This window comes from Symmachiella dynata, assembly GCF_007747995.1.
GTDB lineage: Bacteria > Planctomycetota > Planctomycetia > Planctomycetales > Planctomycetaceae > Symmachiella > Symmachiella dynata.
This window is the reverse complement of sequence record NZ_CP036276.1, coordinates 876,944-897,598: the sequence shown is the minus strand read 5'-3', so window position 1 is coordinate 897,598 and position 20,655 is coordinate 876,944. Positions and strand designations below refer to the sequence as shown.

Genomic DNA, 20,655 nt, shown 5'->3' with positions numbered 1-20,655 from the left:
TACCATGATTCCTTACGCACTGCTTCCGCAGACCGGTAGCGCCGAAAGGATAGGACGCACTATTGTAGCGGGTCATTTCCGAGATTTCGACCCATTCTCGGCCATTATTTTGACTTCATTTCCGGTCGCGTCGGTGCACCGCATGATCAGATGCTCGGGACCAACGTCGGTCCGCGAAACAAGATTGATATCCACGCTGCCCTGCTCCTCGAATGAGGCAATATCGCGGCGTTTTTTGTTGTTCAGGTAATCAGCCACCTGTTCGTGAATTTCCACGGAAATCCCCGACACATCATCGCGGCTGATGGTGTTGAGCAACACGCGGATCACTTCAATCGCCATGCTTTCGGCGGTTTTGACCAATCCGGCTCCCTTACAACAGGGACAATCCTCGAACACGCTCCGTTTCAGCGACGGGCGAATACGTTGCCGCGTCATTTCGATCAAACCAAACGGGCTGATTCGGAGCACCTTGATCCGGGCTCGGTCACGGCGAATTGCCTCGCGGAGGGTGCGTTCCACCGACCGGCGATGCCGTTCGTCACGCATGTCGATAAAGTCGTTGACCACCACGCCCCCCAAATCGCGGAGACGTAATTGCCGGCAGATTTCGGTCGCAGCCCGCAGATTCACCTGATAGGCGGTTTCCTCTGCATTGTTGTCCGCACGGAAATTGCCGCTATTCACATCGATGGCCACCAACGCTTCGGTCTGGTCGATGACGATCGAGCCGCCTCCCTCCAACGGTACCTGCCGTTGCTGGATGCGGGCAATTTCTTCTTCGATGTTGTACTTGTGGAAGATCGGTTCCTTCCCCTCGAAGTACTTAATGCGATTCACGTGCCGGGGCAGCACGGCTTTGACGAATTCGCGTGCCCGTTGATAGGCGCCTTCTTCGTCGATCCAGACCGCATCGATTTCGTTGTTGTAGATATCGCGAATCGTACGAATGATCAGGTCGTTTTCCTGATAGATATCCACCGGCGCGACGGTCTTTTTCAACCGGCGCACAATCGTTCGCCACAATCGCAGCAGATAGCTGAGGTCCCGCTGCAGGTCTTTTTTGGTCCGGTCGATACCCGCGGTGCGAATGATGAAGCCCAAGCCCTCGGGCGGATCGAGTTCTTCGAGGATCGTCCGCAGTTTTTTCCGCAGGTCGTCGTCGGCAATCTTTCGACTCACGCCAACGCGTTGCAGGCCGGGCATGAGTACCAAGTACCGGCCGGGAATGCTGATGTAGGTGGACAACGTCGGGCCTTTGGTGCCGACGGCCTCTTTGATGACCTGCACCAGCACTTCGCTACCGCGGCGGAAGATCTCCTGAATCGGAGGCTTGCTGCGCTCATTGCGTTCGCTGGGACGGCGGCGGCCCTTGGTCGAGCGGCCCGAACCGCGACCGTTGCCGCCGGATTGCGGGAGGTGTTTGTAATATTGGTATTCGACGTCACTGACGTGTAAAAAGCCGTTGCGGCCCACGCCGAAATCAACAAAAGCCGCTTGAATACTCGGCTCGATGTTGACGATTTTGCCCTTATAGATGTTTCCGACGTAGCTCTCTAGGCTACTGCGCTCAACATACAATTCCTCCAAGACGCTGTCTTCGACGACAGCGATCCGGCTTTCTTCCGGCTGGAGAACATTGACCAGCATTTCCTTCTTCATGGAGTACCCTTCGTCGGCATTGACGAAAAGCGCGGGGCTTCGATGTCTGAGCCGCAACGGCGTGGCACGTCGTTGCGGTATGGAAACGTTTCCCTCCGAGGACCGACCAACCGTTATCGCTATTGCCGAAACGCACTTCGCGAGCGAAGAGCGTTGTCGATGATAGCGCGGGTTGGCTCACGGGTCTCGGCGAGCTGCGATCCTGATCGAAGCGTTTCCTATTCAATGTTTTCAGCGGCTTGCTCGCGCGACGCGAACGACAGGCGAAATCGCATGCCGGCGGCGGCGAGATGAACAAGCGACCAAGCCTGGCCGATGTCAATTCGCGGTCTCGTCCCGCCGACAATTTGTGCCGAACGGGACAGATCACAACGAGTGGTGAGTTTGCCGTGGATGTCGAACTCAACTGTCGTTCGACGGCGTTACCACTCGTGGATCCGAATTGAGCCTGCCGACAGGCAGGGACTTGCCAAGAGCCGTTCGATCGGACTCTCTGCTCGCAGGCCGTGGCGCAATTGCCGACGGCGCCGTCATCGAGCAGACAGCCGCGTTCACTTGGCTTAGCTGATTGTTGAATAGGAATTCGCACTATGATTCAAACCTGAATCAATCCGTCCCGGGCAATGCTGCCGTAACATGGCCGGGTGACGCGGGAAGGTTTGACGAGTCGCGATTCGACTCGAAAAAGTTCCCTATGTCCGTTGTACAATTGTAAATTGTCTCCGTTGGGTTTTGCCGACGTGATTCAGAACGACTGAATCTCGATGTCCCACAGGGGTGGGAATCGATCGCCAGCCCGTCGCCATCCGCTGAATTCAGCACCGGCGGCGGATTGCCAAACGTTCCCCCGAATGATGATTCAGGAAAATTCGTCCGGCGATATTTTCTTCAACTCACCTCGTAAATAGTTTTCCACATCACGGGCCACATCCAAGGTATCCGCATGAGCGGCTATTTCCTCGGCCTGTGGAATCGTAATGCTGCGGATGACCTGCTTAATAATTGGAAGTGAAAATGGTGTCGCACTCATCTCGCGGATCCCCATGCCGATCAACACAGCTGTATACAATGGGTCGCCGCTCATTTGCCCGCATACAACAACAGGAGTATCCTTCTTTGCAGCAGCTGCGACCACCATGCGAATCAGCCGCAGGATGGAAGGATCTGCCGCACTATAAAGATCTGCGACGGTCGGATTGGCCCGATCCACCGCCAATGTGTATTGAATTAAATCGTTGGTGCCGATCGAAAAGAAGTCGACTTCCTCGGCGAACCGGTCAGCCAACAAAGCGGCTGACGGGACTTCGACCATCATGCCGACTTGAATATCGCGACAGAATGGGATTCCTTCCTCCTCGAGATCCTCCATCACATCCCCGAGGATCATCTTCGCTTGCCGCAACTCCAACACCGAAGTGACCAAGGGAAACATGATCCGGATATCGCCATGGACGGCGGCTCGCAAGATAGCGCGCAGTTGGGTTTTGAACAATCCCAAATTCCGCAAAGTGAACCTCACGCTCCGCAACCCAAGTACTGGATTGGGACTGACTTCCGCCAAATCCTCCAGTGAGTGCGGGAACTTCTCGGCCCCCAGATCCAAGGTGCGGATCACAACCGGCAATGTCGGAATCGGATCGACCACACGCCGATATGCGTTGTAGTGATCCTCTTCGCTTGGTTCCCGGTCATCCTTTAAATACAAAAATTCCGTGCGATACAGCCCGACACCTTCGGCCCCCCGCTTAATGCAGTGGTCGACCTCTTCGGGGAATTCGATATTGCCATACAACTTGATCGGGACGCCGTCGGCCGTCTTTGATTCCAGCTGCCCCAATAGTTCTAATTTTTGATTGGCCGTTTTGATGCGATCCCGCGTCACCCGATATCGTTTGAGGGTTGGCTCATCCGGATCGACGATCACTTCGCCATGATTCCCATCGATGATGATCGTGTCTCCCCCGGAGACATCGCTCAAAAATGGGCCGACTCCCACGACAGCGGGGATTTCTAAAGCCCCGGCCAGAATCGCCGTGTGACTCGTGTGGCCGCCGACTTCTGTGGCGAAACCCAACACGAATTCGGGGTTCAGACTGGCTGTCTCGCTGGGCGTCAAATTGGTCGCCAGGACAATCACCGGCTCGGTAATGTGCGCCAACTCTTCCCGTTCGGTCCCCAACAGATGCCGCAACAGCCGTTTTTCCAGGTCGAAAATATCGACCGCCCGCTCGGCCATGTATTGGTTGCCGAGATTCTGGAACAGCTTGGCGTAGCGCCGCAGAACGCGACTCGAGGCGAATTCCGGGGCATAGGTCCGTTCGCGGATCAACTCCTCGATTTCCTCGCGGAGCTTGGGGTCACGAGCCAGATTCAAGTGTGCCGTAAAAATCGCGCCGTATTGGGCGCCGAGACGCTCAGAGGCCAAACGCTCGTTTTCGGAAATCTCGGTGCAGACGGCATCGATCGCCGACCGAAAGCGGGCTACCTCGATATCGACCACATTCACGCTGACGAATCGCCGCGGTATCCGGAAATCTTCCGTTCCTAATACCAAGGCCGGTCCTGGAACAACTCCAGGAGATACGGCGATTCCGCGCTTTATTTCCATACCCGAATCCACTGAGAGCTTAAACGCCCCTATTGAATGCCGTGCGTTCAACTTGCGGCAAAATTTGTCCTGAACAATTGATCTAACGCGTCAATTGCTTCCTGCGCGCCGTCGCCATTTGCCTCGAGCACTAACGTCGTGCCTTTTTCCGCAGCCAAGGTCAACACATCCAACATGCTCTTGCTGTCCACCGTTCTGTCTCCCTTGCGGATCGTAATATCGCAACCAAAGGCCTGGGCGGTTTGCACAAGTTGAGCCGAGGGACTCATATGCAACCCGTTTTCCAGGTTAACGGTCACTTCACGAGTGCAAGCAGATGGTGTACTCATACGAAAAGACACGGAATGTTTGAGACGAGACAACAATCGATTGACAACAAGGCCGTTTCAAAAAAACGCAGCGAATATGAGTCAATAAAACTCGGCAACACCGAAACTCACAAAGCTATTTGAAAACTCATTGCGATCAATCAACACGGAAACGAGAGAATCAATCGAGGCTTCCCGCCACCGAAAACCTATTGAGGCGGCAACCTAGAGTTGGTCGTTATCCGCTTCGTCCAACAATTCCACGATTGCTTCACCCGTTTTGGACTGCCGTAGAAAACTACAGAAGTTTTGATTGCGCAAATGCCGGGAAATGCTTTCCAATGCTCGCAAGTGATCACCAGGACGGTCGGGCGGTGAAACCAGCAAGAACAGAATAAAGACGGATTCACCGTCCAGACTCGCAAAGTCCACACCATCCCGAGCGATGGCGATTGTCGCCACAAGCCGATCGACAGACGGGTGTTTTGTGTGGGGAACAGCGACTCCATTACCAATCCCGGTGGAGCCCAATTCCTCGCGTTTCAATATGGCCGCAACAATACTCTCTTGGTCTTCCGCCTGAATAGCGCCCGTCGTTCCCAGGCTGCCGACCATCGTGCGAATCGCGTCTTCTTTGGACGTCGATTGCATATCCGGTAGAATCGCCTCTGAAACCACGAAGTCCGACAACTTCATGTATGACTCCTTACCAAACGATCTCCGAGTTGCCAGGACTCGGAAATCCCTGTCACCCATTTTAGAATGGGAAAATTTGACTGCTGACATAGACATGCTGAATCAATGTTTCCGAAGTCCCTACCCACGCCTTTGGCGGCGGCCCGAAAAAACCGCCTCTTGCCGTGCATGACTACTCGAAACACAAATCAGCCCAACACTAATCTCTTCGCCACTCTCTGAAACCACATCGTGCGAGCCTATAAAAACACAGTTGCATGCGTTCTGTGGGCATTTGCACCACACTGAACGACTGCTCCGCACACCGTTTCTCCCGGCAGCTTTCACATTTCCCGGCAGAATCAATCCGCCGATTCTTCATCAACATCCGGCTCTTCAGACTGCACGACCTCATTCATCGGGGGTGTGCGGCGATGATCCTGAAGTTTTTCTTTGTATTTCCTGACTTGCTGTTCCATCTTGTGCAAGGTCACGTCAAACGTCGCTCGCGCGGACGCGCCTGCGTCGCTGGCGACGAAATTATGCTTATGTTCAGCATCAACAAGGATCTCAACCTTCACGCGATCCTTGCTTTCAAAATCGACGGTCACACCAATCGCCGTGACCCGCTCAAAAAAGGTCAATAACTTCTCGGATTTTTGAGCAATGTATTCATGGTCGTCTTGATGTAATTCACCGTGGCGACTCGTGATCGCAACTTGCACCGAACAATACTCCTCAATCTCAGCGTCTTGCCAATTGACTGTCGAATGGTCATTCGACCCCGTGGGATGCCGGTCACAAACCATGCCCCCACCTACGCGACAAACTCAACCTTGCGCTTATTAATAATACGTCGAATACTGCGTAACTTCAAAATATTACGTCCTGAGACGCAACCGCGTAACAAGGCATACGGGCAGCGATCACCTTACGGCATCTGAACGACCGTAGGGAGAGTCCCCTGACATCCCCAGCATTGTAGTGGGCGCATTCGCATCGTCAATTCAATCGAAAATGCGCAATCAACAGCGGCGAATCGACGTGGCGACGAACACATGCCGTGTCCGTAACGACTTTCGCAACGATGTACGGAACTGCATTCCGTCGCCGGACAACAAGGACGTATCCGCCGAGTGTAGCCTTGCGCCACGACAATTGCCAGTGGCAGACACCACCTCAGAAGCAATGTGGAGCAGGAAATTTCGTGCACTCACTGCAGCGTGTCTGGAGCATTTCGCTCATAAGAGTCGCCGCAAGACCCCAAAAGCAGAGGTGTTGCGACATCGCCGCGACCAAACGCCGTGCGATGTGCAACAAGCAAACGTTCGGATTGGGAGGTCAAATCCCTGAGATCCCGGTCGCCTCACCCAGCGGGCATCGCTTGGGGAACGGCCGCTTGATCTTCGGTGATGGCCGGACGAGATTCCGTCACAGGCAAGGCACGGTGGCCTGGTTGTTGCAATTTGCCGCGATCATCATCCGTCTCCTGCGACGGAATCGCGGAAACATCCATGGAATCCTCATCATCGCTACCAATCGAGGGTTCGAGCGCGTCCATATCCCGGAATTCCGGTTCCGACTGCGAAGGCAGACGATTGAAGGGGGACAATCGTCCCAAAGTCGCAGGCGAACCGCCGGAGAAGACCTGGCATCCGGCAAGCAAGAAACAACCTATCCACATCGCTGCCGCCAAACAGACTCGGTTTGACCCCATATCATCATCCTTGAAGAATTGAGCAACGCGCGAATCCTTTCGCACGTCAAATTTTTAAGATGCGTGTGACACAAATAACGACTTAGCCGCCGGGGAGTGAGGCGGGCTTAATAACAAGAACCCTCAGGTGCGAAAAGCCCGATCCGGCCACTCTCCGCCACAAAAGTGGCGAAAAGAGCCCGGATATGCCCCCTGGTCAACGCAAATCGACAAACCACCCCTGAATTGTACCGCCAGCATGATTGACGCAACTGAATTGATAGATTAAGTTTTCATTCGCTATGCCCAGTCCGTTGCGAAACGGGGCGGGCATTGTGTAGAATCTGCGACTCGAATCAGGCTTGCGGCGCGCGAAAAATGCGAATTTCGCTGGCCGAGTGATCCGGGCGAAAGCCGCAGAATCAGCCATGAATTCCGAGATGGCCGTGCAAAGGATGACAAAGGAGTCGTCCTACGCCTGAATGCCAGCCAATTAGACCATCCTGAATGAGCCGGCCACGCCGAGCAAAATTGGGATGAATTGCAGGGTTTTCCAGGGAGCGCAGGGCGGCGCACCCCACACTGAAAAACACAATTTTTCTATTTTCAAGGTACACAGCACAGTATGATTTCTAATGGAAGGGGCGGCCCCCCCAGAAAACGGCGCAGAAAGGCACGGCTCAAGAGAAAGCTGAAATGCCGTTTTTGTCCCGACGGTTGTGATCGCTCACCCCGACCGGTGTACGTCGACTACAAGGACCTGCGCACACTGAAGATGATGCTCAGCCGCGACGGGCACATCTTGGGCCGCAAACGTTCCGGTACCTGTGCCAAATATCAGCACGCTGTGCGTCGTGCCGTGCATCGCGCCCGCTTTATCGGACTGCTCCCCTTCGTCAATCGCGAGCACCCGTAAGCAGCACGATGGGGATGCAACGGCGGTTCACCCGCCAATAAGCATTCCTGGTACAACTCGCGTTGTACAATACGAAGCTACGAATCGAAAAAAGACGCGCCGGTCACTCTCGACCGACGCGTCTTTTCGTTTTCTCAAAGGCGGTGGCTTACCGCCCCTTGTCCGTCCTGGCTAAACCAACTGGTCTAGCGAAACAGACTGGCCAAACGTACGAAGCTGGTCCGTACTTTGCTGCTGACCGTATCGTCAGCCGGGGGAGCTGGCGGCGGGGTGCCGTCATCCGCCGGAGCCGGTGCCATTTCCGGGCTATAAGCCGGTCCGTAGTTCGTTCCACAGGCCGGTGCACAGGCTGTGCAGCAAGTATCGGCACAGCAGTCCTCGACCTTGTATCCCGCGACACGCAAAGCTTCTTCCGCTTCGCGGCGTACGCGGCGATTGCAGTCCCCCAAAGCTTGCGTCAACGCACAGATAACCTGTTGGTTGCAGCAGCAAGGATTCTTGCGAAGTTGATCGCCAATTTCGTCAGCCGCCTCACCCCGCACTCGGTGATCGCTGTCGTTTAAGGCATAGGTCAAGGCGCACATGATTTCCGGATTGCACGCGCAGCTGAACTTGTCGCCCAACTTGTCAATCGCCCGCCGACGCTGCCGTGCGTAACAGGCCGTTTGCGATTTCTGAATGTAATGGGCGATCAGGTGCACGTTATCGTCGCAGCACGTCGCATTGCCACAGCCCATTTGCGGTGCGCAACAAGATTGCGGAGCGCAGCAAAGGGGAGCAGTCTGCGTGCAGCAGACCGGTTTGCAACACGAGCGCTGATAATTGAATTTTGTGGGACAGGCCGGGCGATAAACGACCGGCTGACAACATTCCGGTTGGCAGGTCATCGTGCAATCACAGCTTTTCGCGTCTCCATGATTAGAGAACCATCCGGCGTTTGTGGTGCTGCTTGAAAACAGGACGATGCCAATCGCTCCACAGAGTGTGAACCATTTCATGAGATTTCCGATCCTTCATTTTTCAAAGTAGTTTGAGGTCCGTGGTCAGACCCCAAGTTGTGACGCCCAACGCTGCGGCTAGCGCAGAGGATTTTCGGCGTCGAGTGAGAGCGTCACGTTGTCGCTGCGGCTCGTTGGATGCTGCCGTTGGGAAAGCTGCCCAATGACACCAACAGAGGGCGACGTGGTTGCCAAGGGTCTATCTTGGAACCAAACGCGTGACTCCTATCTCATTTATCGACGTGGAATTTTGGACGCTTTAAGATGAAATGCGCATTTTGAGATTGTCAAATCGAGGCCTCCCGCGCGATTTTTTCCGGGTTGAGCGGGCTGCGGGATTCACGACCGAGATGGCAGTGCCGGCAGCCAGCACATCCCCCCGCAAGCTTCGCCGCCTCCCCGCAGTTTGCGCGACCGGAACTGGAACGGGGAGCGAAAATTTCTCTCAAAAAACCAACCGCACGCCAAACTCACCATTCCCCAGGGCTCCGGCACGCATCAATCAACGTCTTGCAAACCGATATCCGCGACCCTATTATTGCTCTCGATGACTCCACCCGTCTGATTGTCTTTCCTGCATACGAACTGAAATACGATGGCCCAACCGAAAGTCTGTGTCCTCCGCGCACCGGGAACGAATTGCGACGTCGAAACGGCATTTGCCTTTGCCTCCGCCGGCGGTGACGCACAGCGGGTGCACCTGTTTCAGTTGCTACAGTCACCGTCGTTACTCAACGACTATCAGGTGCTCTGCATCCCCGGCGGCTTTAGCTACGGCGACGATGTGGGAGCCGGTGTGATTTTCGCCGGGCAATTGCGGGTGAAATTGGGCGAGATCCTGGGCGAGTTTCTAGCGGCCGACAAACTGGTGCTCGGCATCTGCAACGGATTTCAGGTCTTGCTCAAAGCGGGTATTCTGCCCGGCGGCAGTGAGACATGGCAGCCCGGTGCGGAGCGCGTGCCGACGGCGACGCTGACTTGGAACGACAACGGAAAATACACCGCCCGCTGGGTGACGTTGGGTTGCCAAGGCAGCAACAGCGTCTTCTTGCAGGGCATCGACGAAATCGACCTGCCGATTGCCCACGCCGAAGGACGCATCGTCGTCCGCGACCCAGCGACGATGGAGCAATGGTTAGAGCGCGGCCAAGTGGCACTTTGTTATCGCGAGCCGGCGATGGCCACCACCGCGGTCGGCGAATTGACCTCGACCGCCGTCTCCTTCCCCGCCAATCCCAACGGTTCGGGCGGCAACATTGCCGGGCTGAGCGATCCAACCGGCCGCGTGTTAGGGTTGATGCCGCATCCTGAACGGTTCATTCACGGCACGCAACACCCACAATGGACACGTCGCCCGCAAGTGGATGACGGCGACGGTATTCAATTGTTTCGCAATGCGATCGCCTACTTCGACTAGCGGTTTGACGGCTAATCGAAGTTGGCCGGTTCCGCGGCGGTCCGTTCTCCGGGAGCGAAGCTTTCGATCAATTCGTTCGTCTGCCCCTCCCGTTTGCGAAGCGTGAAGGCGTCGTGGAGTCGTCCCACAGCGGTGCGCGATTCGTATTTGAGATAATCGTGGTCAATCGTAATCAATTGAAACAGCTGGATGCCTTCGGCGCTCGATGCAAAGCCATCCTGACCTAAGCGTCGCATTTTCGGCCCACTGACTGAAACGACGTACACAGTTCCAGCGGAAACCACGGTCCCGCCACCGCTCGATTTGTCTTGGTAGCCTCGGAGATTCGTACGGCCGTAACAATGGTCGTGCCCTTGGAGCACTAGATCGACGCCGTACTTGTCATACAGCGGCTGCCAAGCTTTTCGCAGGTGCGCGTTGTTATCGGAATTGACCGAGACCGAGTACAACGGATGATGGTGCATGACAATCGTCCATTGATGCGGATTGTCCTCGAGGACTTTTTCCAACCAGACCGTCTGCTCTTCGATCCGCTCGTTGCTGTTCAGGGCAATGAATCTGACGCCTTGGTAGTCCAGCCAATAGGTCGTGTCTTCCAGTCCAGGTGGTCCGTTTTGGGGGAACTGAAATTGCGGCTGCCAAAACGCGGAGAGTTGCTTAATTGTGCGGCCCACTCCATGCTCATATTCATGGTTTCCCGGCACGGCCAAGGAGGGAATCACGGCATTCACCCAGCCGGCCGCCTCGTGCCATTCGCCCCAATTTGAGTCGCGTCCCTGCCGATCGATCAAGTCGCCCCCGTGCATAAAAAACCGTGCGTGCGGAGCGGACGAATAGGCGGTCCTCAACAACCGGGACCAATGCGAACGAATTTGTTTTTGCGCATCGCCGAAATAAACAAAGCTAAACGGTTCAGCCTTCGTTGAAGCGGTTCGAAAATTATTCCAAGCGCTCCAGTTCTCGCCATCCCCCAAGCGATAAGCGTACGTGGTCTTGGGAGTCAGACCGGTGAATTCGGCGGAGTGGTAATGATATTTTCCCAAGTCGCTGACAATCGGGACAACGGTCGCCGAGACTTGCGTTGCATGCTGCTCGAATTCCGGCCCATCCTCGGCAACAGCGATCTGTGCAAACGATTGACGGACCGATGTGTTGGTCCGCCACGTTACCGCCTGAGTGGTTGCCGGGTCCTGCGTCCAGGAAAGAATAATTCTATCGGGGAGAACGGTGGCGCGATGCACGGCATCCGATGGTTTCGGCTGCGTGGCATAGACCGCAATCGCCAGACAGGTTCCGGTGATGACAGTGATGACAATCTGGCGCCGTCTCTCGCTCATCGTTCCTATTTTCCTATCCGCCGGCGTGCGATCGGCCGGACATTAAAATCAGCACGTGCGCAAATCGTCCTAGCGGGAGAAGATGCGAAACCACAGCATCTGATACCGCCGCAACGAGATACCAACCAACGGCACTGCATCGGCGACCGTGTCGACGGGGAAATAACAGATCGTCAGCGCCTTGCCTGTCGGTTCATCGAGCGCAGCCGGATAGGCTTCCTGTCGAAGAGCCAAGCCGTAAACCGGCCCGATGCTCAAGACATAGACGACCAAAAAGATGCCCAGGTATCGTTTCCAATGTTTCATGTGCGGGAAAATAGTACAAATTGCTATATCAAGAAACAGGAATTTCCCCCAAGGAAAATCAGCCTGCCGAATTGTGAAGATTCGAGGAATCGGCCCCAGACACCCATTCCATCCGCCTCATTCGCAGCATGATTTCCATCTTGTAACGCTTGGCCGAAATTCACTAAACTCCCGCGTCCTAGCGGACGGAGACCTCTGCACCGCTCAAAAGGATTTGACCTAAGGAGGCAGGATGCCGACATCGATCCCCACACAGACGCCGTCTGCCAGCGTGGCTTCGCCTCTGCCCTACTTGGAATACCAACGGTTCAACCTGCAACCGCTTGCCCATCTCGAACGTTGGGTTTGGGGATTTATCTTCCTCGGCATCGCGGCCCGCAGTTTGCGGTTTCTGCTCTGCGTTCCCTTGTGGCCCGATGAGGCCTATCTTGCCGCCAGTTATCTGGACCACGGCTACCTTGAGATGCTGACCAAACCGCTCGCCTTTCATCAGGTCGCGCCGCCTGGATATCTGTGGATTCAACTAACGATCGTCAAATTGCTCGGCTTCAACGAATACTCGTTGCGGCTCTTTTCGCTCATCACGGGAATTGCCGGCCTGTTTGTCTTCCGGCATTTGGCATCCCGACTGACCAGCGGCATCGCCTATCTGTTTTGCGTGGCCATGTATGCGGTCGCCTATCCAGCAGTGCGTTATTCGGCTGAGGCCAAACCGTATGGTTGCGACTTATTCGTAGGTATGGTGCTGGCGGCATTGTATGTGGAATGGTACCAACGAGGACGAAGCCTGAAGTGGTTGGGCATTCTGGCCGCTGCTTCCTGCTCGCTGCTGTGGTTCTCGCTGCCCTCCGTTTTTGTTTCCGGCGGACTCAGCTTAGCGGTGGGTTGGTCGTTGTATCATCACCGCGAGTGGAAACAGGTTCCTGCTTATCTGGTGTGGAACGTGCTGTTGTTGGGCAGTTTTGTGGGGCTACAAATCGCTCTGCGGCAGATGGCGACGGCGGACTTGCAAGGCATGCGCGAATGCTGGGAGCGGGCCTTTCCGCCTTTAGATAATCCGCTGCATACGCTGCATTGGTTTGTCTACATGCTCACGGGCGAGGTTGCGCCATTTCCTGTCGGCAGCATGCGCGGCGGAAGTTCCGGCACGGTTTTGTGCTGCCTGATCGCGGTCGTCTGCCTGTGGAGCAATCGCCGCGTGGATTTGGCGATCTTGTTTCTTGCCCCGCTGGGATTGAATCTGGTTGCAGCCGGCATGCAGCGGTATCCCTTTGGCGGCGGCGTGCGGTTCACCCTCTACTCCGGAACAGCCTTCTGCTTTTTGACCGGCCTGGGTGCGGCATGTATTGCGGCATGGTTCACCAAACGGTTCCCCAGCCGTAAGGTCGTACTGACGGTGCTGGTCGGGCTGACGTTAATCGGCGGCGGGTCGATGATGCGTGATTTTTTCCGACCGTACAAAACGCGCGACATCTTGCGAACCCGCGGTTTCGCACAATGGTTTTGGTTCAACAAGGCCTATGATGCGGAATTGGTCTGCCTGAAGACCGATTTGAATTTGGATTTTTCACCCTCCACCTTCGAGGGGAGTGTGTCGTCGTTGTACTTGTGCAATCAAAAAATTTATTCCCAGCGACACAAGGCGGGCCAGCCTCCCGATCTCACCCGGGTTTCAGCCGACCACCCGCTCCGCTGCGCCATGTTCCGCGACGCCCGTTGGCACTTCGACCAGGAGGGTTTCGACGCTTGGTTGGCGAAAATGCAAGAGTCGTACGAGCTGTTGGCCCACGAACAGTATCCGTTTCAAGTGCTGCACAAGGACAAAGAATTCAAGCACAATTGTTACGTCGACCTGTACGAATTCGTTCCCAAACCCCAAGCCGCCCAGGGGCGAAAAATCCGCACCGCCTTCGATGCGCCCGGCGTGCATTGAAGACAGCACCGCTGTCAGGCAATCGAACCGCGCATGAAAAAACCCCCGCGATGGCAGGGGCAAGCGGCCGTGTGCGACGGGGCGCACTGTCGGCCAAGTGGGCGGCACTGGATTCGAACCAGTGACTTCTACCGTGTGAAGATAGCACTCTAACCACTGAGTTAGCCGCCCGGGAAGCTCACGATCTTATCGGCTGGCAGCGGGAAGTTCAAGCAGCCCCCTGCGAACGAATGCGACGCGGCGCCCTATCAAAAAGCAGCGCCGCTCGCTCCGCGCTCACCCAACGCAGACCGTTGTCCACCGAGAGATTTCAAACCGATTCGGAATTGACGTCGGTCGGTTCGGCGACGGGCGGCTCGAATTTGGGTGAGGTCACCGGCTCCGCCTCATCATTGGCGATAGGACGCGGGGACGAACTCGGGGTGGACGTGGAGTACGTCGCCTTATCGACTTCGTCTTCGATCCCGCTGACACCTTTTTTGAATTCGACAATCCCCTTGCCCATACTGCGGGCCACTTCGGGCAACCGCTTGCCGAACAGCAACAAGGCGATTCCGCCGATAATAATCATTTCCGTTGGGCCAGGCGAAAAAAAGGCCAAAATTGGAGTGTGCATGAAATCTTCTCCCAAATGTATTGTTGTGGCCGTATGGGGGCGGGGGCATGCTTCACACCGCCTACGCCACACCGAATGTTTTACTGTTGTGGAAACCGCCAACTCACTCACTTCGTCGCATCGTCCGTAGCTGTGCTGATTCCCTTTTTGAACTCTGAAATACTCTCACCCACGGATCGCATTGCTGTCGGTAGCCGTTTGCCAAATAACAACAGGGCCACGACAGCGATAATGATCATTTCGTAAGGGCCAAACGACATATCGGTAGTCCTTCTCAATTGGGGGATTGACCGATTCGCATCGGCATCCGCTGGCAAAGGTCACCAAGTCGACAGCACGTCCTTGGGCTGACACAATACCCGGCTGAACCACCTCGCCTTCCATTATGGCGAGTACTAATGACGATTCCAATCCCGATTCGCGTCTAGGACAACAAACCGCCATATGGCGCGTTGATTATTCCAACTAACGCGTCGCCGAGGTCACTCCACGGCAACAATCGAGACCGGTTATTCCAAGCCCAGAGGTTAATACCGGCAGATTACGCACAATCACACGGACTCAGTGCCAGTGAAAGTGTGCTCTGCAAGTGGGGGGAGAGATTCGACAAAAACGGCAGCGAACACCCCGACCACCGAAAACACAATGGTACGGTACTGTGGGATGTCCACTCGGTTTGCCCGCCTTGTGGAAGCAGGTAGGAGGAGCGGAGAGGAATATCAACAGTTATTGTACCCGGGTCGCGACCGATGTCAACAATTGGCCCACCCTGTGCCACCGGTCAACAGCCGTAACCTGGATTCAGACTTGCCGCACCGGTATTGTCGCCGTACCGTACTACTACTATCCCAATAACGTCTAACATCTTTGCGCCACTCGCAAATTTTCGGTTTGCCCGAAACGGATAAACCACGAAAGCAGCGAAGAACACCAAATAAATGCTGAGAAAACAACAAAGACTTGCGGCGCTGAAGTAGAACTCAAATCAAAAATTTGGATGGAAAAACTTAGCTCCTTTTTCGTGTGTTTCGTCTTTTTCGTGGTTAAGATTCTGTGGTTGCGGCCGAAGGCTGTGCCGTGGGTGTTGGTTTTTGATTGTGGCGATCTCAGAGATCTGCCGTCGCAGCCATTGTGTTGGGGCGGCTCTCAACCGGCGTACACCGCTCGTCCGCCGAACGAGAATTCACGGCATGATTGAGGAATTTGTAGTCATGGGCAGCGGCATTTATCGGACACTTCCAAATCGGGCGGACCATGATTGAAGTCCACAGATTGTTTAAAGAGTTTTCACTCCCCGGCGGAGAGCCTCTCACGGCGGTCAACGGGATTTCTTTTTCCGTGGCGGCTGGAGAAGTGTATGGCCTGCTGGGGCCGAATGGGGCGGGCAAAACCACGACCATCCGCATGCTGCTGGGGTTATTGCAATCGACCTCCGGCTGGGCGGCGATTGGCGGATATCGTTCCCGCGACGCTCCCGACGAAGTGAAGCGCCGCGTCGGTTTGGTGGCAGCCAATGCGGGGGTCTATCAGTGGTTGACCGTCCGGGAAATGCTGCTATTTTTCGCCGACGTTTATGGCGTCCCCGTTCCCGAAGCAAAGCAGGAACTGGTCCGGCTCAGTGAGCTACTCGGGTTCCAAGGATTCCTCGACCAACGTTGCTCTACCTTGAGCACCGGGCAAAAGCAACGTGTGAATCTGGCGCGGGCGTTGATCCATCGTCCGCCGGTTTTGTTGTTGGATGAACCGACGTTGGGACTGGACGTCTTCGGCAGCCAGGTCGTCGTCGAGTTTATTGAACATCTCCGCGACGAAGGCAAAGCGGTGATTCTTTGCACGCACCGGTTGCACGAAGCCGAACGGGTCTGCGACCGCTTTGGGTTGATGCATCACGGCAATATTGTGAGCGAAGGAACCCTGCAGGAATTGCGGGAACGAACTGGCTGCGAATCGTTGGTCGATATGTTTCTCAAATTGTCGGGCAGCGGCCCCGCACTGGCAGCCTCGTTCGGAGAAGCCCCCGCATGACCCCGACACCGGACCACGAACAACCCTTATACTCAGCGTCGACCGGCGTGCTCAATCGTTGGCGACGCTTGGGACGTTTGGCAGCCAAGGAACTGCGGGAAATCCTCCGCGACCGGCGTACAATCATCACGCTGGTACTGATGCCGGTCCTGGTCTATCCGCTACTGAGCATCGCGTTTCAGCAATTCTTTTTGTCCCGCGCCGGTGATTTCCAACAGCCCGTCTACACCATCGGAATAAAAGGTGACCAGCAATACGCTGAGATGACGAATTTCTTCGCGCGGTATGCGCCGTCGCAGGATTTAAAGGCTGACGATTCGACGGCCCCGCAACCCGACAAACCCAAATTCAAATACTTCCAGGCGCCCGATTTGCGCGCGGCTATCCAAAATGGGCAAGTTGATCTCGGTCTAGATTTCGAGATCGAATCCCCCGGCGGCATCGGTCCCGAACATGCCCTCGCCGCGCGTTGTGAGTTGATCTACGACAGCACTTCGGCCAACGGTTACGAGGCAGCGCAGATCATTCGTAAGGCGGTCGACATCGCAAACAAAGAGTTTCTCCAGCAACGATTGGAACAGTTGGGCGTCGACCAACGCGCAGTGCCTGTCCAAACGCAAATCGAGGAATTGGATACCGACGCCGATGTAGCCGCTGTCTCCTTGACCAGCGTGATTCCGTTGATTTTGATTCTGATGACAATCACCGGCGCCGTCTATCCGGCCATCGACCTGACCGCTGGCGAACGCGAACGAGGAACTTTAGAGATTTTGATCGCGGCACCGATTCCGCGAATGGGTCTACTGATCGCCAAGTACATCGCAGTGATGACGGTCGCTATGCTAACCGCCTCGGTCAATTTGGCGATGATGGCCGTTACGATCAGTGTGAGCGGACTGGGAGAGAAATTATTAGGTGGCAACGGATTGACGCCGCAAATGATGATTCAGGTGTTTTGCCTGTTGGTGCTGTTCGCCATGTTCTTTTCAGCGGTGCTGTTGGCGCTGACCAGCTTTGCCCGCAGCTTTAAGGAGGCGCAGGCCTATTTGATTCCGCTGATGCTGTTATCCCTGGCACCGGGCGTGATGAGCCTCATGCCTGGGTTGGAACTGACCGGCACCTTGGCCGTATTGCCGTTGATCAACATCGTTTTGTTGGGCCGCGACTTGATGCAATCCAATGTGGAGCTGACTAGTTTGGTGGCGGTCGTGGTCTCGACCAGTATCTATTCGCTGGTGGCCATTGCGATTGCCGGAAAAATTTTCGGTGCCGAGGGTGTGCTCTACAGCACGCAAGGGAGTTGGTCTGATTTCCTCAGGCGTCCCGACGAACCGACCGGCGCACCGACGCTCACCAACGCCATGTTTTGTCTGGCGTGCCTGTTTCCGGCCTACTTCATCATCAGCAGTCTGACTGCTCGGGCTGAGGAATTACCAGTGGCGACTCGTGTCTTATTGTCAGCCGGAGCGACTGGATTTTTGTTCGGTCTGTTTCCACTGGCGGCGGCTTATTTGGGGCGGGTGCGGTTGATTGCTGGGTTTTCTCTGTGGCGTCCCCAACTGGTCACCATTGTGGGTGGCATGTTGCTTGGGCTTTCGCTGTGGCCGTTCGCGCATGAATTCACATTGATGACCAACACGTTTCAACTGGATGATCGATTTCAGGAAACGGCAAAGCGGATCATCGAGCAGGTGCAGGCGATTCCCCCGGTACTGTTGGTCCTAGCCTATGCCGTGATTCCGGCGACGTTCGAGGAATTCTGTTTTCGCGGCTACTTGTATAACGCCATCCGCCCGCGCACGACGGCGGTACAGACGATCTTGGCGACGGCGATTATCTTCGGACTGTTTCATTTTGTAACGCAAGGCGCGCTATCGATGGAGCGACTGGCGAATAGCACGATACTGGGGATCATCCTGGGTTGGATGCGATACAAAACCGATAGCATCTGGCCCGGCATTGTGATGCACACCTGTCACAACGGTTTTCTGTTGATCATGGCGCACTATGCCCGCCAGCTGGAGGCTCGTTTTCCGCAATTCCAGGACCGGCAACACCTGCCCGCCTCGTGGTTGATTGGTGCGGGTGCTGTGGCGATTATCGGATTCGCACTCGTGCAGTTGTTTGCCTCACCCCCTCCGCGCGAATCTGAGACGGTTGCCCTCGAAACGTCATGAGGACAACACGCGGCGCACGTCTGCTTCGTCGACATCGGTGAAGACCTCGACATGCCCCAATCGCGTGGGCAGCACAAACCGCAATTGTCCGGCGACAGTTTTTTTATCGAGTTTCATCCGCGCGATCACGTCATCCTGTTTCAGCTCACAGCCTTCGGGAAGCCGCGTCGGCAGCCCGACCGCTTCGGTGAGCGCGATCTGACGTTGGGCCAACGATCCGTCGACTTGACCGCGCCATTCGGCCAATTGGGCGGCATCGACCATGCCGATCGCCACCGCTTCGCCGTGAGTCAATTCCCCATACCCGCACAACGCCTCGTAGGCATGCGCGAACGTATGTCCGTAGTTGAGCACCGCGCGGAGACCGGTCCGCTCGTATTCATCGGCGGCGACCACCTGGGCTTTGAGTTCACAGCTGCGGGCAATCACGTGCCGCAAGACCTCGGGCGCCCGCTGATTCAGCCCCTCAACGTTTTGCTCCAAATAGGCGAAAAACTCCTCGTCGAGAATTACGCCGTACTTAATGACCTCCGCCAATCCGCTGCGATAATCCCGTTCGGGCAGCGTATCGAGCAGTGACGTATCGATGAATACACCCAGCGGTTGATGAAAGGCGCCAATCAGGTTTTTGCCCTGTGCATGATTGATACCGACCTTGCCGCCCACGGAACTATCGACCTGCGCCAACAGTGTGGTCGGAACCTGCACAAACGGCACGCCGCGGGTATAGGTGGCAGCGACGAACCCGGCCAAGTCACCGACGACTCCGCCGCCCACGGCAATCACCAACGTCTGCCGCCCGGCTTGGATGTCGACAAGTTGATCGTATAACCCCGCAACCACGGTCAACGACTTCGATGTTTCTCCTGCCGGTACCTTGGCGAGGTGCGTTTCCCAATTGGCATCCTGCAGACTCTGCATCACAGCGGCGGCGTGCGGTTTGTGGACGTTGGCATCGGTGACAATGAACGCCTGCCGGGCAGAAACTTCGCGGTCCTGCGCCCAGCGCTCCACGGAGCGCGCGCAGGCTGCCAACTGATCGCTGGCGATGTCGATATCGTAACTGCGCGGCCCGAGTTTAACGCGGACGGTCTGTGAGTCGGTCTTGGGGTTCACTGCGTCTCTCCCCCGCCGTAAACGGCGGGGCTAATACCCGCCTGCGGCGGGGAAAGTCCCGTGAACGGGACTTGTAGGTTGGTAATTGCTTTACTTTTTCTCTTCCGGTTTTTTGTCGTCCGGTTTCTTTTCCTCAGGCTTTTTCTCTTCTGGTTTCTTCTCTTCGGGTTTCTTCTCTGGCTCTTTTTTCTCAGCTTCTTTTTTCTCTTCGGGCTTCTTGTCTTTGTCCTTCTTGTCTTTTTTCTCTTTCGGTTTGGCTTCGCCCTCTTTGGGTTCTTCCTTTTTCTCTTCGACTTTGACCACCAACTCGACACCGCGGTTGATTTTCAATTCCGGCAGCGCGGCTTGCAGCGAGGCGGCTCCGGCGTCGGTGACTTTGGTTTCCCACAGGTACAACTTTTTGAGCTTCTTCATCTCCTTGAGCTGTTCCAGACCCACATCGGTGACACCGGTGCCGTAGAGATTCAGGTATTCCAGATTCGCCAGCCCTTTGATGTGCGGCAGACCGGCATCGGTGATCGCTGTTCTTTCCAAATGCAGCCGTGTCAGTCCGGTCAGCTTGGAGAGCTGTGCCAATCCAGCGTCGGTGATTTTTGTGCCCCGCAGGTTCAAGTGCACCAGCTTTTGCACGTTCGGCAGCGGCGCCAACGACTCATCGGTCGCTTTTTCACCGATCAAGTGATAGGCGATTTCCAACCGATCATCGTCCTGGGCCAGTTCCATCACGTGGCCGCCCATTTTTTTAATCTCAGCGACCGCCTGTTTCGATTTTTCCGCCGCTTGAGGATCCTCCTCCGCCGTGGCGACCTGTCCGCCCAAAAAACCAATCAACAGCATTCCCGCCAGTGTGTATCGACTCATCGCA

General features: G+C 55.7%; 18 protein-coding genes and 1 tRNA gene. 5 read left to right on the top strand and 14 right to left on the bottom strand.

The features are described 5' to 3' along the window. Positions 1-72: 72 nt before the first annotated feature. From Mal52_RS03430 to Mal52_RS03405, 6 genes are all read right to left on the bottom strand, one after another. Entirely contained in the window at positions 73-1,662 is a 1,590-nt protein-coding gene (locus Mal52_RS03430) for an Rne/Rng family ribonuclease (protein WP_145374329.1), read from the bottom strand. 859 nt (positions 1,663-2,521) lie between these two features. Beyond that, positions 2,522-4,270 carry a phosphoenolpyruvate--protein phosphotransferase gene (gene ptsP / locus Mal52_RS03425; protein WP_145374328.1) on the bottom strand — a complete coding sequence of 583 codons (1,749 nt, stop codon included), beginning with the start codon at positions 4,268-4,270 and terminating at the stop codon, positions 2,522-2,524. A gap of 47 nt (positions 4,271-4,317) precedes the next feature. Beyond that, on the bottom strand, positions 4,318-4,569 hold the full coding sequence (locus Mal52_RS03420) for an HPr family phosphocarrier protein (protein ID WP_197534635.1): 252 nt from the start codon (positions 4,567-4,569) through the stop codon (positions 4,318-4,320). 234 nt (positions 4,570-4,803) lie between these two features. After that, the gene (locus Mal52_RS03415) at positions 4,804-5,274 is read right to left on the bottom strand and encodes a PTS sugar transporter subunit IIA (RefSeq protein WP_145374327.1); all 471 of its coding nucleotides are present in this window, start codon (positions 5,272-5,274) and stop codon (positions 4,804-4,806) included. A 341-nt stretch (positions 5,275-5,615) separates the two neighbouring features. Continuing rightward, positions 5,616-6,062 (bottom strand): ribosome hibernation-promoting factor, HPF/YfiA family, encoded by a 447-nt coding sequence (hpf, locus tag Mal52_RS03410; protein ID WP_231962052.1) that lies wholly within the window; start codon positions 6,060-6,062, stop codon positions 5,616-5,618. A gap of 557 nt (positions 6,063-6,619) precedes the next feature. Next, the gene (locus Mal52_RS03405; RefSeq protein WP_145374326.1) at positions 6,620-6,970 is read right to left on the bottom strand and encodes a hypothetical protein; all 351 of its coding nucleotides are present in this window, start codon (positions 6,968-6,970) and stop codon (positions 6,620-6,622) included. A gap of 604 nt (positions 6,971-7,574) precedes the next feature. On the opposite strand from Mal52_RS03405, the gene rpsR reads away from it, so the two are divergent. Continuing rightward, positions 7,575-7,865: a 30S ribosomal protein S18 gene (gene rpsR / locus Mal52_RS30335; RefSeq protein ID WP_145374325.1), complete on the top strand. Its 291-nt coding sequence runs from the start codon at positions 7,575-7,577 to the stop codon at positions 7,863-7,865. 185 nt (positions 7,866-8,050) lie between these two features. On the opposite strand, the gene Mal52_RS03395 is transcribed toward rpsR, so the two are convergent. After that, a complete protein-coding gene (locus Mal52_RS03395) occupies positions 8,051-8,863 on the bottom strand; it encodes a HEAT repeat domain-containing protein (RefSeq protein WP_231962514.1) in 813 nt (270 codons plus the stop codon). 595 nt (positions 8,864-9,458) lie between these two features. On the opposite strand from Mal52_RS03395, the gene Mal52_RS03390 reads away from it, so the two are divergent. Then, the gene (locus Mal52_RS03390; RefSeq protein WP_145374324.1) at positions 9,459-10,280 is read left to right on the top strand and encodes a phosphoribosylformylglycinamidine synthase subunit PurQ; all 822 of its coding nucleotides are present in this window, start codon (positions 9,459-9,461) and stop codon (positions 10,278-10,280) included. Between the two features lie 11 nt (positions 10,281-10,291). Here the strand turns inward: Mal52_RS03390 and Mal52_RS03385 are convergent, their stop codons facing one another. Together Mal52_RS03385 and Mal52_RS03380 are read right to left on the bottom strand one after the other, a co-directional pair. Beyond that, positions 10,292-11,617, bottom strand: a complete 1,326-nt coding sequence (locus tag Mal52_RS03385; RefSeq protein WP_145374323.1) for a purple acid phosphatase family protein — start codon at positions 11,615-11,617, stop codon at positions 10,292-10,294. Between the two features lie 69 nt (positions 11,618-11,686). After that, positions 11,687-11,923 (bottom strand): hypothetical protein, encoded by a 237-nt coding sequence (locus Mal52_RS03380; protein ID WP_145374322.1) that lies wholly within the window; start codon positions 11,921-11,923, stop codon positions 11,687-11,689. 232 nt (positions 11,924-12,155) lie between these two features. On the opposite strand from Mal52_RS03380, the gene Mal52_RS03375 reads away from it, so the two are divergent. After that, a complete protein-coding gene (locus Mal52_RS03375; protein ID WP_145374321.1) occupies positions 12,156-13,856 on the top strand; it encodes an ArnT family glycosyltransferase in 1,701 nt (566 codons plus the stop codon). 98 nt (positions 13,857-13,954) lie between these two features. On the opposite strand, the gene Mal52_RS03370 is transcribed toward Mal52_RS03375, so the two are convergent. From Mal52_RS03370 to Mal52_RS03360, 3 genes are all read right to left on the bottom strand, one after another. Then, positions 13,955-14,027: transfer RNA gene (locus Mal52_RS03370), tRNA-Val, on the bottom strand. Between the two features lie 139 nt (positions 14,028-14,166). Next, positions 14,167-14,472 carry a Sec-independent protein translocase subunit TatA/TatB gene (locus Mal52_RS03365; RefSeq protein ID WP_145374320.1) on the bottom strand — a complete coding sequence of 102 codons (306 nt, stop codon included), beginning with the start codon at positions 14,470-14,472 and terminating at the stop codon, positions 14,167-14,169. A gap of 107 nt (positions 14,473-14,579) precedes the next feature. Next, positions 14,580-14,732, bottom strand: a complete 153-nt coding sequence (locus tag Mal52_RS03360; RefSeq protein WP_145374319.1) for a Sec-independent protein translocase subunit TatA/TatB — start codon at positions 14,730-14,732, stop codon at positions 14,580-14,582. 994 nt (positions 14,733-15,726) lie between these two features. Here Mal52_RS03360 and Mal52_RS03355 point away from each other — a divergent pair. Further along, positions 15,727-16,497 (top strand): ABC transporter ATP-binding protein, encoded by a 771-nt coding sequence (locus tag Mal52_RS03355; RefSeq protein ID WP_145374318.1) that lies wholly within the window; start codon positions 15,727-15,729, stop codon positions 16,495-16,497. After that, a complete protein-coding gene (locus tag Mal52_RS03350; protein ID WP_145374317.1) occupies positions 16,494-18,674 on the top strand; it encodes an ABC transporter permease subunit/CPBP intramembrane protease in 2,181 nt (726 codons plus the stop codon). Before Mal52_RS03355 ends, Mal52_RS03350 begins: the two co-directional genes overlap by 4 nt. Here the strand turns inward: Mal52_RS03350 and aroB are convergent. Then, a complete protein-coding gene (gene aroB, locus Mal52_RS03345; RefSeq protein ID WP_145374316.1) occupies positions 18,669-19,790 on the bottom strand; it encodes a 3-dehydroquinate synthase in 1,122 nt (373 codons plus the stop codon). The genes Mal52_RS03350 and aroB overlap by 6 nt on opposite strands. A 90-nt stretch (positions 19,791-19,880) precedes the next feature. After that, on the bottom strand, positions 19,881-20,651 hold the full coding sequence (locus Mal52_RS03340) for a hypothetical protein (RefSeq protein WP_231962513.1): 771 nt from the start codon (positions 20,649-20,651) through the stop codon (positions 19,881-19,883). Positions 20,652-20,655 lie beyond the last annotated feature (4 nt).

What these genes read in the sequence shown, in the direction of transcription:
- Mal52_RS03360 (WP_145374319.1), bottom strand. Translation starts at nt 14,732, where the DNA reads ATGTCGTTTGGCCCTTACGAAATGATCATTATCGCTGTCGTGGCCCTG.
- Mal52_RS03340 (WP_231962513.1), bottom strand. Translation starts at nt 20,651, where the DNA reads ATGAGTCGATACACACTGGCGGGAATGCTGTTGATTGGTTTTTTGGGC.
- Mal52_RS03375 (WP_145374321.1), top strand. Translation starts at nt 12,156, where the DNA reads ATGCCGACATCGATCCCCACACAGACGCCGTCTGCCAGCGTGGCTTCG.
- rpsR (WP_145374325.1), top strand. Translation starts at nt 7,575, where the DNA reads ATGATTTCTAATGGAAGGGGCGGCCCCCCCAGAAAACGGCGCAGAAAG.
- Mal52_RS03380 (WP_145374322.1), bottom strand. Translation starts at nt 11,923, where the DNA reads ATGAAACATTGGAAACGATACCTGGGCATCTTTTTGGTCGTCTATGTC.
- Mal52_RS03390 (WP_145374324.1), top strand. Translation starts at nt 9,459, where the DNA reads ATGGCCCAACCGAAAGTCTGTGTCCTCCGCGCACCGGGAACGAATTGC.
- hpf (WP_231962052.1), bottom strand. Translation starts at nt 6,062, where the DNA reads ATGGTTTGTGACCGGCATCCCACGGGGTCGAATGACCATTCGACAGTC.
- Mal52_RS03430 (WP_145374329.1), bottom strand. Translation starts at nt 1,662, where the DNA reads ATGAAGAAGGAAATGCTGGTCAATGTTCTCCAGCCGGAAGAAAGCCGG.
- Mal52_RS03415 (WP_145374327.1), bottom strand. Translation starts at nt 5,274, where the DNA reads ATGAAGTTGTCGGACTTCGTGGTTTCAGAGGCGATTCTACCGGATATG.
- Mal52_RS03395 (WP_231962514.1), bottom strand. Translation starts at nt 8,863, where the DNA reads ATGAAATGGTTCACACTCTGTGGAGCGATTGGCATCGTCCTGTTTTCA.
- ptsP (WP_145374328.1), bottom strand. Translation starts at nt 4,270, where the DNA reads ATGGAAATAAAGCGCGGAATCGCCGTATCTCCTGGAGTTGTTCCAGGA.
- Mal52_RS03365 (WP_145374320.1), bottom strand. Translation starts at nt 14,472, where the DNA reads ATGCACACTCCAATTTTGGCCTTTTTTTCGCCTGGCCCAACGGAAATG.
- Mal52_RS03405 (WP_145374326.1), bottom strand. Translation starts at nt 6,970, where the DNA reads ATGGGGTCAAACCGAGTCTGTTTGGCGGCAGCGATGTGGATAGGTTGT.
- Mal52_RS03385 (WP_145374323.1), bottom strand. Translation starts at nt 11,617, where the DNA reads ATGAGCGAGAGACGGCGCCAGATTGTCATCACTGTCATCACCGGAACC.
- Mal52_RS03355 (WP_145374318.1), top strand. Translation starts at nt 15,727, where the DNA reads ATGATTGAAGTCCACAGATTGTTTAAAGAGTTTTCACTCCCCGGCGGA.
- Mal52_RS03350 (WP_145374317.1), top strand. Translation starts at nt 16,494, where the DNA reads ATGACCCCGACACCGGACCACGAACAACCCTTATACTCAGCGTCGACC.